Consider the following 20,599-nt stretch of genomic DNA (forward strand, 5'->3'; position numbering starts at 1 on the left):
ATATTCAAAGAGCTGAAATTTATACAAGCTGTAATCCAACTATGATATTATACACCTTAGAAAGTAAAAACACAGTTCGGTTGGTAGTCCGAGCATCAGTTCAAGCTGATCAGTATCCTTCCTCTCCGGGATGTCCCTCTTTCATAATTTATCTTAAGGAGGGGACATGATGGTTATTCGATCTTGTCTAACAATTGTTTTTGATGGTAGCTTTTATAAAGCTGTCTTGGAGTGTCACAATGGAAAAGATTACTCAGTTGCATCTGTTATACTTGGTAGCTCTGAACCAAAGACATCATTAATTCTGAAACTAGTTAATAATGATTATCAGCGGTTTCATTTTCACCACGTAACAGATAAAATACAAATAAATTTTAAACATGTTAATCCCAAACGTGCCCAGCGATTGGCTAATAAGGTAATAAAGCATCAAGGCATTAGCACTAAAGCTCAAAATACTTTACAAAAACAATTTGAAGAAAAGAAAAAAGTACGAAAAGCCAAGCACTCTGCTGAAAAACGATTGACAAACAACCTTCGTTATCAAAAAAGAGTAGCAAAGCGTCGTGAAAAACATCGTGGTCATTAATATCAACGTGTGGTTGCCATTTAAGGATAACCATGCGTTTTATTTTTAAATATTATGACAAAAACAGCTCGGTTTGCTTATAGTATAAAATTGGAATCATCAACTAATATTTCAAAAAATAAAATTAAAACCCTGTATAAATATGGTTTAGTTGATTTTGATGAACATCTAGTTTATCGCCTAGTCAAAAATCACCATCTTTTAACGCTACCTAAAATTCCCGTTCAAAGATGGTGAAATAATTGAAGTTAAGATGTAACATTTAGGATTGGCGACATTCAGCTATTTTAGCTGGGTGCTATTTTTTCTATCAGTTAACATTGCTAGCGGGCTGGTCAATAGAGTAATGAGTGCTGTAAGGTTGAACACTTTTCCAAATGCTTCAGCTAGTTCTTCATTTTTCTTCTCTTTTATCTTGTGCAACGCTGCTTCTAACTCGTCTTTTTGGGCTAGTAGTTTAATTCCATTGCCTAATTTATTTTGTCCCTGAGCGAGTGGAATTGTATATTTTGCTACTTGTTGTACTTTACTTAGCTGATTTGTTCCAATCAGTAATTGGCGACTAGCCAAATATAGTTGATAATAACTACTCTTCTTTTTGGGAACTGGCAAATTAGCTTGGCTTTTAGCAGTTTGGATAATCCGTTGTTTCATTTTCTTTTGATTACTACTAACTTTTGTGTTTCCAGAATTTCTAAATGTCTTTCTGATTTGTTGGCGTGCGACCATTCTGACATGTGGTGATAGTACCCGTTTGTTAATCTGTGTATAGGCAGTATCACGAATGTGGTTCTTTGCAGTTATAACATTATTGTTTAAGATGGTAACCAACAGTGCCATTCCCAGCGCTTGGCCAACATAACGAGCAGCATTAACAATTCCGGAACCAATTCCAGTTTTATTGACTGGTAAAAACTTCACGGAAGAAGTCATTGCAATTGCAATAAACCCAAGCCCTAGACCAACGATAATGTTACAACAGATGATCATTGCAGAACTAGTATTGGTTTTTACAAGTCCTAACATTGCTAATCCACCTGCTGTAATCACTAACCCTATTCCAATTAATAATCTTGAGCTAACCACTCGATATATTTTAGTAGCCAAAGGCATTCCAATAGCAATTGATAAAGATGCTGGAATTATCAAATAGGAAGAATGAAGTGCCGAGAATCCTTTTACGTTTTGTAAAAAATAATTCAAAATTAATGATGGACCAATAATAGCAAAGCCAAAAATCAAATAAACAATACAGGAGGAAGTAAAAGTCTTTTCTCTGAAGAGCCCTAAATCAATAATTGGTGATTTAACTTTTCTTTCGACCCAAACCAACAAAGGCATACTAATGATACTGATAGCAAAACACGAAATAATAATGGTCGAGGTCCAACCATTTTCATGTCCTTCGAGTAAGCCGTAACAAAGTGATGATAGTAGAACTGTAAGTAAAATAACCCCTAACCAGTCAATCGATTTTTTAATAGATGTATCATAAGATTCTTTAGTTCCAATCGAAATTAAGATAAATGCAACAATTGCAATTGGAACATTAATACCAAAAATCCAATGATAGTTGGAACAATTAATAATAAATCCACCAATAGCTGGACCACCTGCAGCTGCTAAAGCACTAAAAGCTCCCATAAAGGCAGTAATTTTACTTGTATTTATCTTACCAAATAACTCAATACCCATCGGAAGAACAATCGGCGTGAGAATTGCACCACCAATACCTTGAAAGAATCGCGCTATAATTAGTAACGATAAAGACCGTGTAATCATACAGACAGCAGAAAAACTACCAAAGAGGACAACCCCTAGTAGCATAATTTTTTTACGACCCAAAATATCAGCTAATTTCGCAGCTGTAATAATAAACGAAGCCATTGCTAAAACATAAATTGTTGCTACCCAACTTGTTGCTGTTAACCCGGTATTCAGATCTTTCATAATATCTGGCAGAGCAATATTTACAATCGTTGCATCTAAAGCTCCCATAAACATCGCTAAGATTAAACCAATAAAGCCAATAACTTTTCTTGTTTGTGACATTATTATTCCTTTCATTGACACGTCAAAACAGTTTAAATTATTGACACACGTGTGACAAGGACTGTAATATCAAGATACAACCTACCATAATAATTAGCAATAGTTCTGGACTAATCTTAAAAACTGTCCCAAAAAGCTAAATTTGTGGCAAAGACAGGAGTATTAAAGAATGCACAATCGAATGTACCAACAGAATAAAGAAAGAATTGTAAATAGCTTTTTCTATTTATTAACAGAAAAAAACTACCAGCAAATAACCATTGTTGATATTGTTAATAATGCTGGAATCTCCCGACGAACCTTCTATCGAATATTTCCAGATAAACAATCAATATTAGATAACTATTTAGATGAATGGATGAAAAATTGGATTAACTATGTCAGTAATAATCGTCCTACTTCTCAACAAAAGATGGTTAAACAACTATTCAAATTCTGGGAGCCCTTCATCCCAGAGTTGACAATATTGGTAAATGCTAATCTAGCATCATTAATTCTTGAGAAATACAATGAGATTTTTCCAAAATATTTTATAGACTTTCACAATGGCACCCAAGATAATGAGGAACTCGCCCTAGTTAAATTAAGATATTTATCTTATTTTGATATAGGTGCTATTTGGAATGTATTCATCAATTGGATAAAAGATCCCTATAAAATCTCATTAGAGGATTTAACTTCTTTGATCCAACAACAATTTTAAGTAGTAATAATATGGTACTCAATTAGTGGGTGCCTATTTTTATATCGAGTGTATCAATATACTGAATATTTCTATTGTTTCGGCCAGATTAATAATTCTTCAATATTGTGCTAATCAACTCAACTAGTTAACCTAAAATCCGACCTTGTCACAATTTCTCTCTTATCGACCATTAAAGTTATTTTCACTGCCAATATTCACACAACTTACCAAAATAGACAATCGTATACCCAATTATCGAAATAGAACATAGAGAACTCAACCCACCATTTCCAAATAGAAAAAGTGTACTAACCCTAATTATTAAAATTAGAATTAGTACACTTTAAACTACTTTTAAATACCATTACATCAGCATTCGCTAACTATTTTTCTGTCTGCTCCAACACCGTTACTGACTCAACATGCGTCGTCTGTGGGAACTGGTCTACTGGCTGAATTGGCTTTGTTACATGGTAGCCTTGGTCAGCGAACCGCTTGATATCCCGAACTAAAGTAGCAGGATTACAAGAAACATAAATCACTTTCTTTGGTCCCATTTTACCGGTGGCTTCGATCAGACTTTCAGCAAGACCCTTCCGTGGTGGATCAACGATGACAACATCTGGTTTGAGGCCTGCTGCTTGCCACTTAGCGAACTGTTCTTCCGCCTTACCAACAACAAATTTGGCGTTCTTAATCCCATTCCGTTTAGCATTATGTTTGGCGTCTTCAATCGCGGCTGGGACAATTTCCACTCCATAAACTTGCTTAGCGTGTTTAGCTACTGCCAGGGAAATCGTGCCAATCCCACAGTAGGCATCAATAACGGTTTGATTACCGTCCAAACCAGCATTATCAATGGCCGTTTGGTAAAGGCGTTCAGTCTGTTGCGGATTAACCTGGTAGAAGGACAGTGGTGAGATTGCAAAATCAATTCCGAGGAGCTGATCATGAATTTCATCAGCACCCCATAATGTTTTATTCTTGTCACCGAGTAGGCGGTTCGTTCGCTTATCATTGATGTTTTGCACAATACTTTTTACTTCTGGCACTCCGGCAACGATTCCGTCGACGATTTGCTTTTCCATTGGCAGCCGCTTCGTATTCGTAACTAAGACCACCATCATTTCATGGCTGTAATATCCCCGTCGAACCATTACTGTGCGAATCACGCCCTTACCAGTTTGTTCATCATATGGTGTAATGTGGTATTGCCGTAATAAGTCACGGACAACTACAATGGCCTTATCAATTTCTGGATCCTGGATATAGAAATCTTCAATCGGTACTAAATTGTGGCTTCCCCGCTTATAAAAACCGGTTTCTAATTGACCGCGGACCATTTTTACTGGTACTTGGGCCTTATTACGGTAATGATAAGGCTTTTCCATCCCCATCGTTGGTAAAACTTCAATCTCATCTAAGTGTGCTTTGGCCAATAATTCTTGGATTTGGTGTTGTTTGAATTTCAACTGGGCATCATATTTCAAATGACCAAGTGGCGCGATTCCCGTTTGAATGTACTTTTTATTCTTAACATCAACGCGGTCTGGACTCTTCGTCTGCCAGTCCATTACCCGTCCCCAAGCAAAGTGGCTGCTTACCTTGGTGATCTTTACCGTAATCACTTCACCAGGGAGGGCATTAGGAACAAAGACGGGAAAATCATCAATCTTAACGACCCCATTGCCTTCGTAAGATAAATCCACTACCTTCGCTGGATATTCTTCATTTTTATGTACTGGAATGTTTAGTTTCAAAGTTATTCCTCCATTAATTTCAACGTTACAAACTTCTCCTATTATAACAAAACAAACGGCCAACTTCCTCTTTGTGAAGCTGACCGTTTATACTTTTACACAATGCTTTTCTAAAAAGTGCGCAATTTCTATCATTTCTTCTTCGGAATCGTTGGCTAAGGTTATTTGAACGACAAATGCCTCACCTTCATCTGCGTTTAAGTGTAATTCCCAACTATTTATTCTTTAAGCGCTCCATCAAGTCTTTATTCTCATCAAATAGTTGATTAATTATTGTCAATATTTTATCATTGCTCTGTTCTTTATCATTTTTAGTTAATTGCAAGTCAACAGAATTATCGGTTTTGAAGAATTTTGAACTATTATTTAATTCTCCCACATTATCACCTCATAATTACATTATAGAATATTGTAATTACGAATTGTCCATTATAACAAAACAAACGGCCAACTTCCTCTTTGCGAAGCTGACCGTTTATTTATTCTATTTCTTTTCGCGATCTTTATAATCGTCAATGCCATTCATAAAGTCTTCTTCGACCCGCTTAAAATCAGCTGAAGTTGTAATCGCATCTTCTGGAATCTCATCCAAGTTAGCAATTACTTCTAGGTGCTGTTTAAGGTTATGGAATTTCATTGGCGCGTCGCCACCGTATTCCCCGTCCAGGTTAACCATCAAGCGGTCATCCTTGTTCAGCGGAATAACTTCAATATCGGTTGCCTTAGCATAAATAATACGCGGATCATCAAGATGCTTTCCTTGAAGCGCCTTCGCCATTAAGCTGAGCATATCGATCACACTGCTCTTCTTGACAATAATCATTGTAAACTTTCCATCATCAAGTGAAGCATCCGGCACAATCTGTTCAAAACCGCCGACCGAATTAGTCAAGGCAATCATAAACATGGAAGCACTGCCCCGGTATTCCTGATTATCATACTTGATTAGCATGTCAACTGGCTTAATCCGCGGCATTAACTCTGCTCCCTTGGCGAAGTATGCTGCGTAACCAAAGAGGGACTTCATTTGCGAAGGGACCTCATAGGTTAATTCGGTCATCGTTCCACCAGCAGCAATGTTCATGAAGTAGTTTTCACCAGCCCGACCAATATCAATCTTAAATTTCTTATTCTTCTTTAGGATTAACTTAGCCGCGGCGATCGGATCATCACGAGGAATCCGTAATGCCCGTGCATAGTCATTAGTCGTCCCTGCTGGAATAATCGCTAATGTTGGCCGATGTTCTAACCCAGCAATTCCATTAACCACTTCATTCAGGGTACCGTCTCCACCAGCGGCTACAATCAAATCAAAACCGTCTTCAGCAGCACGAGTGGCTTCGTTCTTAGCCGAGTTAGGCGCAGGAGTAGTCGCAAAAGCACTAGTTTCATATCCAGCTTTCTCGTAAATTGCGAGAATATCAACTAAATCACTTCGCAATGTTTCACGGCCTGAGGTAGGATTATAAATTATCCGAGCACGTTTTCGCACGGTCATCCCTCCCTACTCTATTTAGCCTTCAAAGACTTCATCAATAATTGAGTAACAACTTGTGGGTTAGCCTTACCACGCGTTTGCTTCATGATTTGACCCATTAAGTAGCCGACAGCCCGGTCTTTACCATTCTTAAAGTCTTCAATTGATTGCTCGTTGTTATCAAGAACTTCATCAACGATTGGCTGTAGTTGCGCAGGATCTGATAATTGAACAAGACCGTGTTCCTTTGCGTAAGCATTTGGTTCTTCACCATCTAAGATTCCCTTGAAAACCTTCTTAGCCATCTTAGAAGAAATTGTTCCGTCTTCAATCAACTTCACCATGCCGGCAAGGTTAGCTGGAGTAAGCTTGGTGTCTTGTAAGTCAACTTGCTTATCGTTCAAGTATGAGTTTACATCGTTCATTAAGTAGTTGGCTACCCGCTTAGGATCGCCACCGTCCTTAACAGCCTCTTCAAAGAAATCAGACATTTCCTTAGTCTGGGTAAGAACCATCGCATCGTAATCAGTTAAGCCAAGATCCTTAACATAGTGCTCACGACGCTCACCAGGCATTTCTGGCATTTCGCTTTCAATTTCACTAATCCATTCATCGCTAACATTTACTGGTGGCAAGTCTGGTTCTGGGAAGTAACGGTAATCATCCGAACCTTCCTTTGTCCGCATCAGAATAGTCTCCCCAGTCGCTTCATCATAACGACGAGTTTCCTGACCAATGTGTCCACCAGCCATCAATACTTTTTGATGCCGTTTTTCTTCAAATGCGAGGGCCTTCCGAACATAGTTAAAGGAGTTGATGTTCTTCATTTCTGTCTTGGTCCCAAACTTGTCAGAACCGATTGGCCGAATTGAAATGTTGGTATCAACCCGCATGGACCCTTCTTCCATCTTCACGTCAGAGATCCCTGTAAATTGGATCCGTTGACGCAATGCTTCCAAGTAAGCCACTGCTTCTTCAGGCGAGGCAATATCTGGCTTAGAAACAATTTCAATTAGCGGTGTTCCTTGCCGGTTCAAGTCAACGTATGAATACTTGCTGGTGTGAGTGTTCTTACCAGCATCTTCTTCAATATGCATTTCTTTGATACCGATCTTTTTCTTCTTACCGTTTACTTCAATTTCAATCCAACCATCATGAGCGATTGGAGTATCTGATTGAGTAATCTGGTAGGCTTTCGGGTTATCAGGATAGAAGTAGTTCTTCCGATCAAAGTGCATGTGGTGGGCAATTTGAGCATGAAGAGCAAGTCCAGCCATGATTCCGTCACGAACGACACCCTTATTTAAACTTGGCAATACACCAGGGTAACCCCAGTCAATGACATTAGTGTTTGCATTAGGCTGGTCACCGTATTCAACGGGGGATGGACTGTAAATCTTTGAATTAGTCTTTAATTCAACGTGGACTTCTAGACCGATTGTTGTTTGAAAGTTCATCTTAGTTTTGACCTCCTAACTTTGGTGTCTTCTTATGGAAATCAGTTGTCTGTTCAAAGACATATCCAGTGTTATAAACTGTTTGTTCGTCAAATGCTTTTCCGATGATTTGCAGACCAACTGGCATGCCATTTTTAGCAGAGAAGCCAGCAGGAATGGACATTGCAGGAAGACCGGCCATATTAACGGGAACAGTCAATACATCGTTCATGTACATAGTTTGCGGATCGTCAATCTCCGCACCAATCTTAAATGCCGTTGAAGCACCAGTAGCACCAACGATTACATCATGATCCTTAAATACATCTTCAAAATCTTGGGCAATAAGACGGCGAACTTTAGCGGCCTTATTAAAGTAAGCATCATAGAAACCAGCAGAGAGAGAGAATGTCCCTAACATAATCCGCCGCTTAACTTCTTCACCAAAACCTTCCGAACGAGAACGAACATAAACATCTTCCAAGTTCTTAACATCAGCAGCTCGGAAGCCATAACGGATACCATCGTAACGTTGAAGGTTAGAAGATGCTTCAGATGAGGCTAAAATGTAGTAAGCAGGAACCCCATACTTGGTGTGTGGCAAACTTACTTCATCAACAATTGCGCCGAGGGATTCTAAGTGGTCCAAAGCAGCCTTGATTACTTCTTGAACATCTTCGTCTAAGCCATCAAAGTATTCCTTTGGCACAGCAATCCGTAAGCCTTTAACATTCGTATTTTCGTTTAATTGGGCTGCCCAGTCTGGAACTTCTTTAAGGGAAGATGTCATATCCCGTTCATCATTTCCACTGATGAGGGCGGTCAACAAGGCATTATCCTTAACATTTTGGGTCAACCAGCCGACTTGGTCAAAACTTGAACCAAAGGCAATGATTCCCCACCGCGATACACGACCGTATGTAGGCTTCATCCCAACGACACCGTTAAAGGAAGCAGGCATCCGAATAGAACCACCAGTATCAGTACCAAGCGCACCTAAAACATCCCCAGCCGCAACAGCAGCAGCAGAACCACCGGAAGAACCACCAGGAACCCGTGTAAGATCCCATGGGTTATGAGTTGTAAAGAATGCTGAATTTTCAGTAGATGACCCCATGGCAAATTCATCAAGGTTAGTCTTACCAACGTTGATGTAATCAGCAGCATTTAACTTTTCAACCACTGTCGCGTCATATACAGGGTTAAAGTTTTCAAGCATCTTAGAAGCAGCCGTCGTTGTGAGGCCCTTAGTTAAGATATTATCCTTAACTGCAAGCGGAACCCCTGCAGTTAATTGATCAGCACTAATGCCCTTTGCATCAATCTCAGCTGCCCGCTTCAGTGCTTGATCTTCATTTAAGCTGATGAAGGCTTTAACTTGGTCTTCGTTACCCTTAATGTGGGCAAAAGTTTCCTTTGTTAATTCAGTTGCACTGATTTTCTTATTTACCAAGTCATCGTGCAATTGACTCAAGCTTGTTTGGTAAAAATCCATTATTCGCCGTCCTCACTTTCGTCAAGAATTGCTGGAACCTTGATGTAGCCACCATCAGTTTCAGGAGCATTGTTAAGCAAGGCTTCTTGTTCTTCTTTAGAACTCTTAATTGCCTTATCTTCACGCATTACATTTACCCGATCGGTTGCTGATGTCATTGGTTCAACGCCATCGGTATCAACCGCTTCGAGGTCTTCAAACATATCAATAATGTTTCCTAGTTGAGTGGTAAACTTACCAAGTTCATCCTTAGGGAACTCAAGCTTAGCAAGTTCAGCAACGTGTTCTACTTGTTGCTCAGTGATTTTACTGGCCATTCTCTCTACCTCTTTTCCAGTAATTTAAAATCTACATATACATTTAACAATTTTAGCACAGAATAGGCTCCTATTTCATCCATGTAGAAATAAAAAAGGAGTTATCGGTTCGCATTTTCTAGTAACGAATCAATATTCTCCTTTTTCACCTTTAATAAGAATCAAAAATATGCGACTGGAAGTTATCAGAACCAGCATTCCGATAAACAACCGCCTGAATTTCTGAATCAGATTGAATCTTAATATCAATCGGAATCCCATTAGGCAGGTACTTCTTCGCTGCCCGGGTAATATATTGGGTAAAACTAGTAATTTCACTTTGACTATAGAACTGAGTAGTAACAGTAATGTGCATCCCCGACAAAGTTCCATTTTCATATTGTGCTTGTGCTGTAACTCCGCTCAAGTTAGGGAAGAAACTTTGAATCTGACTCTTAAAGTTTGAGAAACTATCATCATCAGTTTGATCAGAACTATTAGTTGTTGATGCACTAGCCTTTGGAAGGACTACATTCTTATAATTTAACTTCCGCCAGCTACTAATCGTATTACCACTATTCTTGCTATAAGCAAAGAATGTACCACCAACTAAACTATCATCTGGTGCTTGTTTGTATAGTGCAATCACGATTGGAACATTTCCAACGCCTGATTTTTTCCGCACTCGTTGTAGAACCTTTTGTGCCGCGATTTCACCTTGACGACGAACCTCACTATCACTAATCTTCTTAGTTAAAGTTGGTCCTCCTGTCTTAGTTTGGTAGTTGTATTCGGAATTTATTCCAATCCCAATCGTAATCCCCCGCAATTTCATGGAATTACCACTTTCTTGCATATAATCTTGTTCTTCAATTTGTTGAATATAGACTGGGTTAGGATTACTCTTCTTTCCTTGAGCAGGGTTTAGCCCTTCAGGATTACTCTTTGTTTTTCGGCCAAGCCAGTTTTCAATCGTCCCACTACTAAGGTATTGACCTTCTTGGAAAATATAGCTTTTTGTTGAAAAGACCCGTTTTGAAACCTGAGTCAAACCACTTTCAAAGCTTTTAAGGTTATATTGATTATCATTTTGTGAGACATTTATACCTCGAGCTTTACTTGTTCGGTAACGACCATTTTTAATCACACCTTGATAAGTACCATTACTTGAACCAGTCGTTGAATAGTTTTTCGATGACGACTTTCCTCCAAAACCACATGATGCAAGCAAAACAGTACACATCAAAACGGCAGCACTAACGGCTATTTTTTTTGCCTTTCGCTTCACGATTTACTGTTCCTCCTTCATTGCTTGGCTGAATTGCTGTTCATTCCATACCTCAATACCCAAGTCTTGAGCTTTTGTTAGCTTACTACCAGCATCAGCCCCAGCAATGACAATATCTGTTTTCTTTGAGACGCTTCCGGTTACCTTAGCCCCGCGGTTTTCAAGCCATGATTTTGCTTCCCCACGAGTCATTTCAGTTAGCTTACCAGTCAGTACTACTCGCCGACCATTCCATTCACTATCAGGATTAGCATTTGACCGTGAGCCAAGATAAGCAAAGTTTACCCCAACTTCTCGCAATTCGTCAATTAATTTAACAACCTGTTGATTAGCAAAATAAGTTACGATACTTTCACCAATTGTTGGCCCAATTCCACTAATTGCAGAAATTTCATCGGCATCAGCCTTCATTAAGCTATCAAGGTCACCAAAATGTTCCATGATAATTCGAGCAGCCTTTGCACCTACATGACGAATTCCAAGACCAAATAATAAGCGCTCGACAGAATTATTACGACTATTATCGATCGATGTCAATAGGTTAGCGGTCGATTTCTCACCAAATTTATCTAAAGTTAATAATTGGTCATGATTAAGCCGATACAAACCGGCAACATCATGAATTAATTCTTTATCCCACAGCTGTTCAATAATTCTAGGACCAAGCCCATCAATATTCATGGCATTCCGAGAAGCGAAATGTGCTAAGCCTTCTTTAATCTGTGCTGGACACATTGGATTAATACAGCGTAACGCAACTTCACCATCAAAATGAACTAATTCTGAGCCACAGACCGGACACTTCGTTGGAATCTCATATTCAACAGAATCTGCAGGACGCTTAGTTAGGTCTACTTTTGAAATTTCAGGAATAATGTCACCCGCTTTATGCAGGTAAACAGTATCACCAATCCGAATATCTTTCTCATGCAAGTAATCAGGATTATGCAAAGAAGCTCGACTAACCGTTGTACCCGCTAATTGAACCGGGTCCATAACTGCTGTTGGTGTTACATTGCCGGTCCGTCCGACAGTCCAGACAATATCACGGACAATCGTTGCTTGTTCTTCGGGAGGAAATTTATAAGCAATTTCCCAGCGTGGCACCTTAACTGTATTCCCAAGGGCAACTTCCGTATCAAGGTCGTTTACTTTTTCAACAATTCCATCGATCCCGTAAGTGAGCTTGTCTCGTTGAGAAGTATATTCTTCAATATACTCCTCAATCTCTTCACGGTTATGAACAACCCGATTATTAGGATTAACATTAAAGCCTAATAATCGCATACGATCAAGTGCTTCTGCTTGGGTCTTAACGCCTAGCTTTTGATATTCAGGAACATAATACATAAATGTATCTAGTTCACGTTGCGCTGTTACTTTCGGATCCAGTTGCCGCAAACTCCCAGCTGCTGCATTCCGGGGATTAGCAAAAACCGGCAATCCCTCTGCTTCGCGTTTAGCATTTAACTTCGCAAAAGCTGCTTTGGGCATATAACATTCGCCCCGAACCTCGATTGACAATGGCTCTGGCAATTCTGCGGGAACTGACTTGATAGTTCGGACATTAGCAGTAACATCTTCACCAATCGCTCCATTGCCACGCGTAGAACCTTGAACTAACTTTCCATTCTCGTAAACAAGTGAAAGAGAAAGACCATCGATTTTTAGTTCAAGATTATATTCGGGCTCAACTTCGACATCCCGATTTTCCTGTTGTCGTTGGTTAAAGTCCATCAATTCTTCAATCGAAAAGACATCCCCCATCGATAACATCGGAATTTCGTGCCGAACTTTTGTTAATTGGCTTTCTGTTGCTCCTCCTACTCGTTGGGTTGGCGAATCGGCAGAGACCAATTGTGGAAATTGTTCTTCCAGCTGTACTAATCGCTGATAAGCACGATCATATACATGATCCTCTACAGTTGGATTGTCTTGTTCATAATATTCTTTTCCCCACTTAGTCAATTTTGCTCGTAATGGCTTAATCTCATCTTGAGCTTCTTGAAGGGTTAATTCTTTTACTGGCGTCTGTTTTTCACTCATCTCATCCGCCTCATTTCATTATTTTTGTACTTTCGTAATTGGGGCAAAACTTGCCAATAACCGCTTTACACCCTGACTTGGAAAGGCAATATCTAATTCCATATCATTGCCACTACCGTTAACTTTGACCACTGTTCCTTGACCCCACTTTTTGTGCTCAACTTTATCGCCAGTTTTCCAGCCAACTTTATCAGCCCCAGTTCCGGTGTTAGTAATTGGTTTAACCCGCTTGCCAGCACTACGATATGTCCGCTTTTGCTGATCACGGTAGGTAGTAGCAGTTGCGGCAGCACGATCAAATGGCAGTTTACTATCTTTAATGCTATTACCTGATGGGCTATTTTCAAACTGTAACAACTCAGAATCAATTTCTTCTACAAATCGTGATGGTTGGTTACGCTGGATACGACCATAAAGTAAACGTGAAAAGGCATTAGTAAGATAAAGCTTTTTCTTTGCCCGTGTAATTCCAACGTAGGCTAAGCGACGTTCTTCTTCCAATTCGTCATCTTCCATTAAAGCTCGCGATAATGGGAAAATACCTTCTTCCATTCCCACAAGGAAAACAACTGGAAATTCAAGTCCCTTAGCTGCATGTAATGTCATTAAAGTTACAGCAGGTGCTTGTTCATCAACATCATCTTGATCTGAGACAAGGGCCAAATCAGCTAAAAAGTTAATAATTTTTTGCAAGTTAGGATCATCATCGTCTTTATGCTGCTCATCATATTCTTGTGTAACCGACTTAAATTCATCAAGGTTTTCACGCCGAGCTTGTGCTTCAAGGCTTCGATCATCACTTAGCATCTTATTGTAGCCACTTAACTCTAAAATCTGTTCAGTTAAATCAGTTAAGGTGAGATATTCTGCCTGTTTAGTCAAGTTAGCCATTAATTGACCAAATTCATCAATTTTGTTTCGTGTTCGTGCAGCAATTTCACTAGCAGTATCAACATTTTGAGCTGCCTTTAATAATGTCCAGCCATTTTCATTAGCAAAATTGCGAAGATGTTCCACACTAGTTAAACCAATTCCTCGTTTGGGCGTATTAACAACTCGTTCAAAGCTCATTGAATCGGCAGGGTTAACGATTAAAGTCAAATATGCTAAAATATCACGAATCTCACGCCGGTCATAGAATTTATGACCACCGACCATCGTATAGGGAATACTACTCTTCAAGAAAGTTTCTTCAACCATCCGTGATTGCGCATTAGTCCGATAAAGGATCGCAAAGTCATTAAAGTGATAACCATGCTTTTCTTGTTCTTCTTTAATCTTCGAAACAATAAACTGCGCTTCATCGTGTTCATTTTGCGCGCGGTAATACGAAATTTTGTCCCCTTGACCATTTTCTGTCCACAAATTCTTCTTTTTTCGATAAAGGTTATTAGCAATAACTTCATTCGCTGCATTTAAAATTGTTTGCGTTGACCGATAGTTTTGCTCAAGCATTACTGTCTTGGCTTGAGGATAATCATGCTCAAAATTCAAAATATTGTTCATATTAGCTCCACGCCAACCATAAATACTCTGATCTGCATCCCCCACCACACACAAATTTTGATACTTTTGCGCTAATAAATTAACTAACCGGTATTGGGCATCGTTTGTATCCTGGTACTCGTCAACATGGATGTAGTGGAACTTATCTTGATAAAATTCAAGCGTCTCTTGATCACTTTCCAATAACTCAATCGTCTTCATGATCAAGTCATCAAAATCTAATGCCTGATTAGCTTCTAGCTCTTGTTGGTAAAGCTTATAAGCACGCGCAACCATGTTTTCAAACATACTATTAGCTTCTTTACTATAGTCATCTGGCGTCAACAAAGCATTTTTAGCATTAGAAATCGCACTTAAGATACTGCGGGGATCGAATTTTTTGGTATCAATATTTAATTCTGCGCAAATCCGCTTCATTAACGTCCGTTGCTCACTTGTATCAGCAATCGTAAAGGCGCGATTGTAGCCAATTTTTTCAATGTCACGACGGAGGATTCGAACACATAATGCGTGAAAAGTCGATACCCAAATCTCATTAGCACTTTCACCAAGTAATTTACCAACCCGCTCTTTCATTTCGCGCGCAGCCTTGTTAGTAAAAGTAATTGCTAAAATATTCCATGGTAATACACCATTTTCTTCAATTAAGTAAGCAACCCGGTGTGTAAGAACCCGTGTCTTGCCTGATCCGGCACCGGCCATTACTAATAATGGTCCCTCTGTAGTTAATACTGCTTCGGATTGTTTATCGTTCATTCCTTCTAATAATGCTTGACCGTTATTCACGCTTGTTCCATCCTCTCTAAATTTTCATCGGCTAATATTATACCAAATTAGGATCACATTTGGTGCTAAAATCGAACATATGTTAGGAAAAATAAAGAGACTGCGATTTCATCCTCAGTCCCTCGTAATCTTGTACGCTTAATTTGTAATTTCATGATCAAGCTTTGCCGTTCCAAACTTCAGTATCGTCAACCTGATTCTTTAAGGCTGCCAAGTTATCGCCGCCAGTTACCCAGACAAAGCCTAGAATTGCTTGATCATCGTCCCCAACATCATTAAAGAACCTAAATTGCCAGTTATTCTTCAACAACCATTGCCGCTGAATTGCCCGTGATTGATAATTTCGAACTACCATTAACAAACCAATTTGTAATGGTGTAATAACATGCAGGGGCATTCCAACAGCACTTCTTAATTGTTCCTCATACTGGTCAACATTTGTTGTGACATCATAAATATTAGCAATCGATGTTAACCCTGGTTCAATATTCTTTACATAAAGAGTACCAGTAGAAGTAACATAAAAGTTAACGGAAAATACACCCCGATATTCAAGAGATGCCGCAACACTTTTTACAATCCGCTGCATCTCTTTTAACATATCATCGTGAATATTTGCTGGTGTCGCAACAGAAATCAATTGCCGCTTGTCATTGTAATGAAGCTGAGCAAGTGGAAAAATCTCTGTATCTTTTCCATCAGTTGCCGCTGTCATCGTATATTCATTTGTATGTTCAATCCACGATTCTAGTAAATATGTACCAGTATCAATAAAATCAGCGGCGCGAGTAATATCTGATTGGCGCTCAATCAGCATTGAATTTTCCCCAATTCCTCGTTGAATGGGTTTTAATAGTGCAGGATAGCCAATGGAATCAATTGATTGGTAAACATCATCTAAACTAACCACCGTCACATATGGAGCAATGTTAATATTTACTTGATCTAAGAAAGCCCGTTCCATTAACCGGTCTTGCACAATTTCAAGAGCATTAATCCCCTGTGGAATCACTGCATATTGACTCAAAAAGTGCAGAACACGAGAATCGACATTAGGGGTTTGATAAATAATTGCATCACATGCTTCCCCAAACTGAGTTAGTTTTGTCCGATCGTTCATTGCCCCTACAATTGTAAAGTCAGCCATTTTAGTTACTGATGGCTGAGAGCGATCCACATACACCCCAACATTAAAGCCTGCCTTTTTCGCTGCCGCAATAAGTGCAGCCCCATTACGGTTAATTCCAATAATTCCTAAAGTACTACCTGGGTAAATAGCATCTCTGCCCATTTTATCACTTCCCTTATTAGTCTTTTACGAATTCAACTTTATTATCACTCAATGATTGGATTCGTGCCAATGATTCGACACGAATTCCACGTTCTTTTAGTTCACCAGCTCCAGGTTGAAAGCTTTTTTCAATAACTATTCCTGCACCAGCTACTTGAACCCCCGCTTGATCGGCAATTTCTAATAAACCTTCTACTGCTTGACCATTAGCCAAGAAATCATCAATCATTAAAATTTTATCGTCAGCATCTACATACTTTTTAGAAATTGAAATCCGATTAGTTGTTTTCTTGGTATATGAATATACATCAGCAATATACATATTTTGGTTAAGAGTAAGGCTCTTATGCTTACGAGCAAAAATAACTGGGAGGTTCATTTCCAACCCTGTCATTACAGCTGGCGCAATTCCTGATGATTCAACTGTCCAAATTTTAGTAATACCTTCATTAGCGAAAAGTTTGGCAAATTTTTGACCGATATGCAACATTAATTGAGGATCAACTTGATGGTTCAAAAAGGCATCCACTTTTAAAACATTACCCGGTAAAACAGTCCCATATTCCTTAATTTTTTCTTCTAGCTCTTTCATTTTCGTACCCCTCTATATTACTTATCATAATTATATAATTTATATGCCTTAATCACAGAAATTAATTTTTGTGCATAATCAGGATCAGTCGCATACCCTGCTTCTTGTAATCCACGAGCTGCTTCTTGATAATTAGTCGCATGAACAACTCGATCGTAATTTTGTTGATTGGTGTCTGTCCCATTTAACATCAATCGCGTGTGATCCTTAATAGAGTCGCTCCAACTATCATAAACGCGGAACCGCCCCTTAGTAACGATCCACTTACCATTAATGTATTCTTTGGTTGTCATTACTCGTGAATTTGTTCCTGTTCCCTTAATTCCAAATAAATTATGGTATTGCGACGCTAACTGACTCGTTCCCCATTGAGATTCAAGAATCGCTTGGGCAATCGTAATTGATGCATAGACATGATAAGTATTTTGCATTGCCTGGGCTTCAGGAGCAACTTGCTGAATAAATAATTGCTTCGCTCGGCGATCCTTTTCACGTGCCTCTTGTTCAATTCGTTGCTGATTCCAAATTCGGTAAAAATGGTGCCCAACGTAAACACCCAAAAAAATAACAATAACAGCAAGAATGCTAATAATCCAATTTCTACCCGTATGGCGGTTTTTGCTTCTCCGCTTCCGTTTTGCCACAAGCCTAGCCTCCTCATTTCTACTAGTTATTAATTGTAGCAAAATCCATCTCGTTTGGGTTAATTTATCGTAATATTTTTAGAAGAAGTTAAAAAAGCGCAGCTGAAAAATTCTTTTCCAGTTGCGCTTGCTGCTACTAGCATTAAATATTAATGGAATTGCATTCCACCATCAACAATAATTGTCTGTCCAGTAACGTAATTTGAATCAGGACCAGCTAAGAAACTTACCACATTAGCAACATCTTCTGGTTCAGAAAGACGCTTCATTGCAATGTTCTTGGCAAAAGTTTCCATTCCCCATTCATCACTCTTACCAGCATTCTGACCAACTTGATGTGCAATATCATACATCATCGGTGTCTTAACGATTCCTGGTGCAAAAGCATTTACCGTAATATCTTCAGTTGCCAAATCTTGAGCTACTACCTGCGTAATGCCTCGAATAGCAAATTTTGTTCCAGAATAAAGTGCAAGATTAGGATTACCAACAACACCAGCTTGAGATGTAGCATTGATAATTTTACCACCATGGCCAAGCTCCTTAAATGCCTTGTGGGCAGCTTGAATTCCCCATAAAACTCCGGCAACGTTTACGCCATATACTTTTTCAAACTGTTCTGGTGTAATTGAATCGATTGGAGTCGTAGGACCTAATCCAGCATTATTAACGATTACATTAAGATCTCCAAAATGTTCGACTGTTTTCTCAACAGCTGCAAATACTTCTTCCCTATTTGCTACATCAGCTACAAGTGGGAGTGCTTCTCCACCATTATTATTAATTTCATCAGCAACTTGTTGGAGCTTTGCCTCGTTTAATGCTACAAGAGCAACTGCAAAGCCATCCTTAACCAATCTTTCTACAATTGCCTTACCAATTCCTTGGCTTGCTCCAGTTACTAATGCTACCTTTTTCGTCATTAGTAATCCCTCCTCGTATTCTATAAATATATCCTTACGGATTTTGCTACATTACAACTTGTTTTCTGGTCACCGCATGATAACCTCTAATTATCATTGGCTTTGGTCAACTGGTATAGGTTAATACCTCCTGTAGTTTTTAACTACTTATGAAGTCTGCCGCCCAGCCAATCTACTGATTTTCGAACTCACATGCTGTATCGATTAGATAGTTTACTAATTCAGAGTAGGATTAGGTGCAGCTTTAACTCTCTAACCAATGAATACTGATACTTGCGAGGATGTTTTTAGTGATTGTAATTAGGGGCTATCATGCAGTGATCAGATTAAGACCAGTAAATTTTAATGAAAGGAGGCCATTCCAATGAAACTTTTTGTCGGTATTGACGTTAGCTCAAAAGATTTAGTAACTTCAATGATTTCTGAAGAAACAACTGAAGTTGTTTTCCATGGTAACTTTGTTAATGATTTGAAAGGCGCAACAGAATTAAAAAACATGATTATCGATACGGCGAATTCAAATCATCTCGACCAAGTTGTGATTGGCATGGAAGCCACTTCCATTTACAGCTTTCACCCAGCAATGTTTTTCCAAGAAGACTCGGACCTTAAAAAGTTCAATACACAATCCGTGGTTATCGATCCTAAGAAAACTAAGCGCTATCATGATGTCTTCGCTGAAGATAAAAATGATCAAATCGACGCTTTTTACATTGCTGACTTCCTACGTGTTGGACGCTATTCAGTAGGGATTGTTCGTCAAGAGAACTACATTGCCCTGCAACGCTTAACGCGTTCCCGATATGAGCTTGTTCAAAGCTTAGCTCGGGCTAAGCAACACTTTATTGAGAACCTATACTACAAGCTCAATAAATTAGTAATTTCTGATGAACTGAATACTTCTATCTTTGGTTCAACGATGATGAGTCTGCTAACTGAAGATATGACTACTGATGACTTACTTAATCTTTCGATTACTGATTTAGCCGATTATCTGAATGAACACGGCCGGGGTCGCTTCGCGAACCCTGAAGCCTTGGCGAAAATAATTCAAAAGGCAGTTCGTGCTTCTTATCGTTTAGACAAAGTAATTGCTAATTCAGTTGATACAGTTCTCTCCGTTTATGCCGAGGAAATTAAAGCTTTTCAGAAGATGATTAAAGACCTCGACAAAGCAATTGAGAAAGTAGTTCAAGTAACTGATGAAGAACAGATTTTGCGCTCCATTCCCGGAATTGGACCAGTATACGCTGCTGGTATTTTAGCTGAAATTGGTCAAATCGAACGATTTGATAATGAAGCTAAATTGGCTAAATATGCTGGGCTTTCCTGGCGAGAAAAGCAGTCCGGAGCTTACGCTAGTGATAATACTCCGCTCAAGAGAACTGGTAATGCTTATCTTAGATACTATTTGGTTGAAGCTGCCAACAGAGTTAGAATCCAAGATCCAGTTTTTGGTGAATATTATCGGCGTAAATATCAAGAAGTAAAGCATACCCCATCAAAACGCGCTCTCGTCCTTACCGCACGTAAACTTATTAGGGTGATTTTCTTCCTACTCAAAAATCATCAAATCTATCAGGAAAAGAGGTAATTGGTATAGGAAGATAAACTGATTCTCGACGCTTAGCTTTTAAAACACCTTGGGATCAAGGCTTATTTAAGTGCGTCAAAAATCTGGTCAAAACAAGTTTGTCAGTGATAATTTTATCTTGACTTATTACCACATGACT

General features: G+C 39.1%; 17 protein-coding genes. 3 read left to right on the forward strand and 14 right to left on the reverse strand.

The window, feature by feature from the left end; translation table 11 throughout:
• The first annotated feature begins 166 nt into the window (after positions 1-166).
• Positions 167-589 (forward strand): YjdF family protein, encoded by a 423-nt coding sequence (locus LMB56_RS09815; RefSeq protein ID WP_225355628.1) that lies wholly within the window; start codon positions 167-169, stop codon positions 587-589.
• Between the two features lie 282 nt (positions 590-871).
• Here the strand turns inward: LMB56_RS09815 and LMB56_RS09820 are convergent, their stop codons facing one another.
• Complete coding sequence (locus tag LMB56_RS09820; protein WP_229284193.1) at positions 872-2,641, reverse strand: DHA2 family efflux MFS transporter permease subunit; 1,770 nt, start codon at positions 2,639-2,641, stop codon at positions 872-874.
• A 169-nt stretch (positions 2,642-2,810) separates the two neighbouring features.
• Between LMB56_RS09820 and LMB56_RS09825 the strand changes: the two genes are divergently transcribed.
• The gene (locus LMB56_RS09825) at positions 2,811-3,344 is read left to right on the forward strand and encodes a TetR/AcrR family transcriptional regulator (RefSeq protein WP_229269065.1); all 534 of its coding nucleotides are present in this window, start codon (positions 2,811-2,813) and stop codon (positions 3,342-3,344) included.
• A gap of 365 nt (positions 3,345-3,709) precedes the next feature.
• Here the strand turns inward: LMB56_RS09825 and rlmD are convergent, their stop codons facing one another.
• From rlmD to LMB56_RS09890, 13 genes are all read right to left on the reverse strand, one after another.
• Positions 3,710-5,086: a 23S rRNA (uracil(1939)-C(5))-methyltransferase RlmD gene (gene rlmD, locus LMB56_RS09830; protein WP_229284192.1), complete on the reverse strand. Its 1,377-nt coding sequence runs from the start codon at positions 5,084-5,086 to the stop codon at positions 3,710-3,712.
• Positions 5,087-5,300: 214 nt separating this feature from the next.
• Positions 5,301-5,465, reverse strand: coding sequence for a hypothetical protein (locus LMB56_RS09835; RefSeq protein ID WP_229284191.1), 165 nt, complete (start codon positions 5,463-5,465; stop codon positions 5,301-5,303).
• A gap of 105 nt (positions 5,466-5,570) precedes the next feature.
• On the reverse strand, positions 5,571-6,584 hold the full coding sequence (locus LMB56_RS09840) for a diacylglycerol kinase (protein ID WP_035168920.1): 1,014 nt from the start codon (positions 6,582-6,584) through the stop codon (positions 5,571-5,573).
• Between the two features lie 11 nt (positions 6,585-6,595).
• Complete coding sequence (gene gatB, locus LMB56_RS09845) at positions 6,596-8,020, reverse strand: Asp-tRNA(Asn)/Glu-tRNA(Gln) amidotransferase subunit GatB (RefSeq protein WP_003664499.1); 1,425 nt, start codon at positions 8,018-8,020, stop codon at positions 6,596-6,598.
• Position 8,021: 1 nt separating this feature from the next.
• Entirely contained in the window at positions 8,022-9,494 is a 1,473-nt protein-coding gene (gatA, locus tag LMB56_RS09850) for an Asp-tRNA(Asn)/Glu-tRNA(Gln) amidotransferase subunit GatA (protein WP_035168922.1), read from the reverse strand.
• Positions 9,494-9,811 carry an Asp-tRNA(Asn)/Glu-tRNA(Gln) amidotransferase subunit GatC gene (gene gatC, locus LMB56_RS09855; protein ID WP_003664503.1) on the reverse strand — a complete coding sequence of 106 codons (318 nt, stop codon included), beginning with the start codon at positions 9,809-9,811 and terminating at the stop codon, positions 9,494-9,496. Before gatC ends, gatA begins: the two co-directional genes overlap by 1 nt.
• Positions 9,812-9,962: 151 nt before the next feature.
• A complete protein-coding gene (locus LMB56_RS09860; protein WP_019253117.1) occupies positions 9,963-11,078 on the reverse strand; it encodes a CamS family sex pheromone protein in 1,116 nt (371 codons plus the stop codon).
• A 3-nt stretch (positions 11,079-11,081) separates the two neighbouring features.
• Entirely contained in the window at positions 11,082-13,124 is a 2,043-nt protein-coding gene (gene ligA, locus LMB56_RS09865; protein ID WP_229284190.1) for an NAD-dependent DNA ligase LigA, read from the reverse strand.
• A gap of 18 nt (positions 13,125-13,142) precedes the next feature.
• Complete coding sequence (gene pcrA, locus LMB56_RS09870; protein ID WP_035153928.1) at positions 13,143-15,416, reverse strand: DNA helicase PcrA; 2,274 nt, start codon at positions 15,414-15,416, stop codon at positions 13,143-13,145.
• A gap of 157 nt (positions 15,417-15,573) precedes the next feature.
• Complete coding sequence (locus LMB56_RS09875) at positions 15,574-16,707, reverse strand: ATP-grasp domain-containing protein (protein ID WP_229284189.1); 1,134 nt, start codon at positions 16,705-16,707, stop codon at positions 15,574-15,576.
• Positions 16,708-16,723: 16 nt separating this feature from the next.
• A complete protein-coding gene (locus LMB56_RS09880) occupies positions 16,724-17,299 on the reverse strand; it encodes a xanthine phosphoribosyltransferase (RefSeq protein ID WP_035157137.1) in 576 nt (191 codons plus the stop codon).
• Positions 17,300-17,316: 17 nt separating this feature from the next.
• Positions 17,317-17,943 (reverse strand): glycoside hydrolase family 73 protein, encoded by a 627-nt coding sequence (locus LMB56_RS09885; RefSeq protein ID WP_003674860.1) that lies wholly within the window; start codon positions 17,941-17,943, stop codon positions 17,317-17,319.
• A gap of 149 nt (positions 17,944-18,092) precedes the next feature.
• Positions 18,093-18,866 carry a (S)-acetoin forming diacetyl reductase gene (locus LMB56_RS09890; protein ID WP_035157140.1) on the reverse strand — a complete coding sequence of 258 codons (774 nt, stop codon included), beginning with the start codon at positions 18,864-18,866 and terminating at the stop codon, positions 18,093-18,095.
• A 364-nt stretch (positions 18,867-19,230) separates the two neighbouring features.
• Here LMB56_RS09890 and LMB56_RS09895 point away from each other — a divergent pair, with 364 nt between their 5' ends.
• A complete protein-coding gene (locus LMB56_RS09895; RefSeq protein ID WP_229282092.1) occupies positions 19,231-20,460 on the forward strand; it encodes an IS110 family RNA-guided transposase in 1,230 nt (409 codons plus the stop codon).
• Positions 20,461-20,599: the final 139 nt, after the last annotated feature.

The sequence above is a fragment of the Limosilactobacillus reuteri genome (assembly GCF_020785355.1).
GTDB classification, from domain to species: domain Bacteria; phylum Bacillota; class Bacilli; order Lactobacillales; family Lactobacillaceae; genus Limosilactobacillus; species Limosilactobacillus reuteri_I.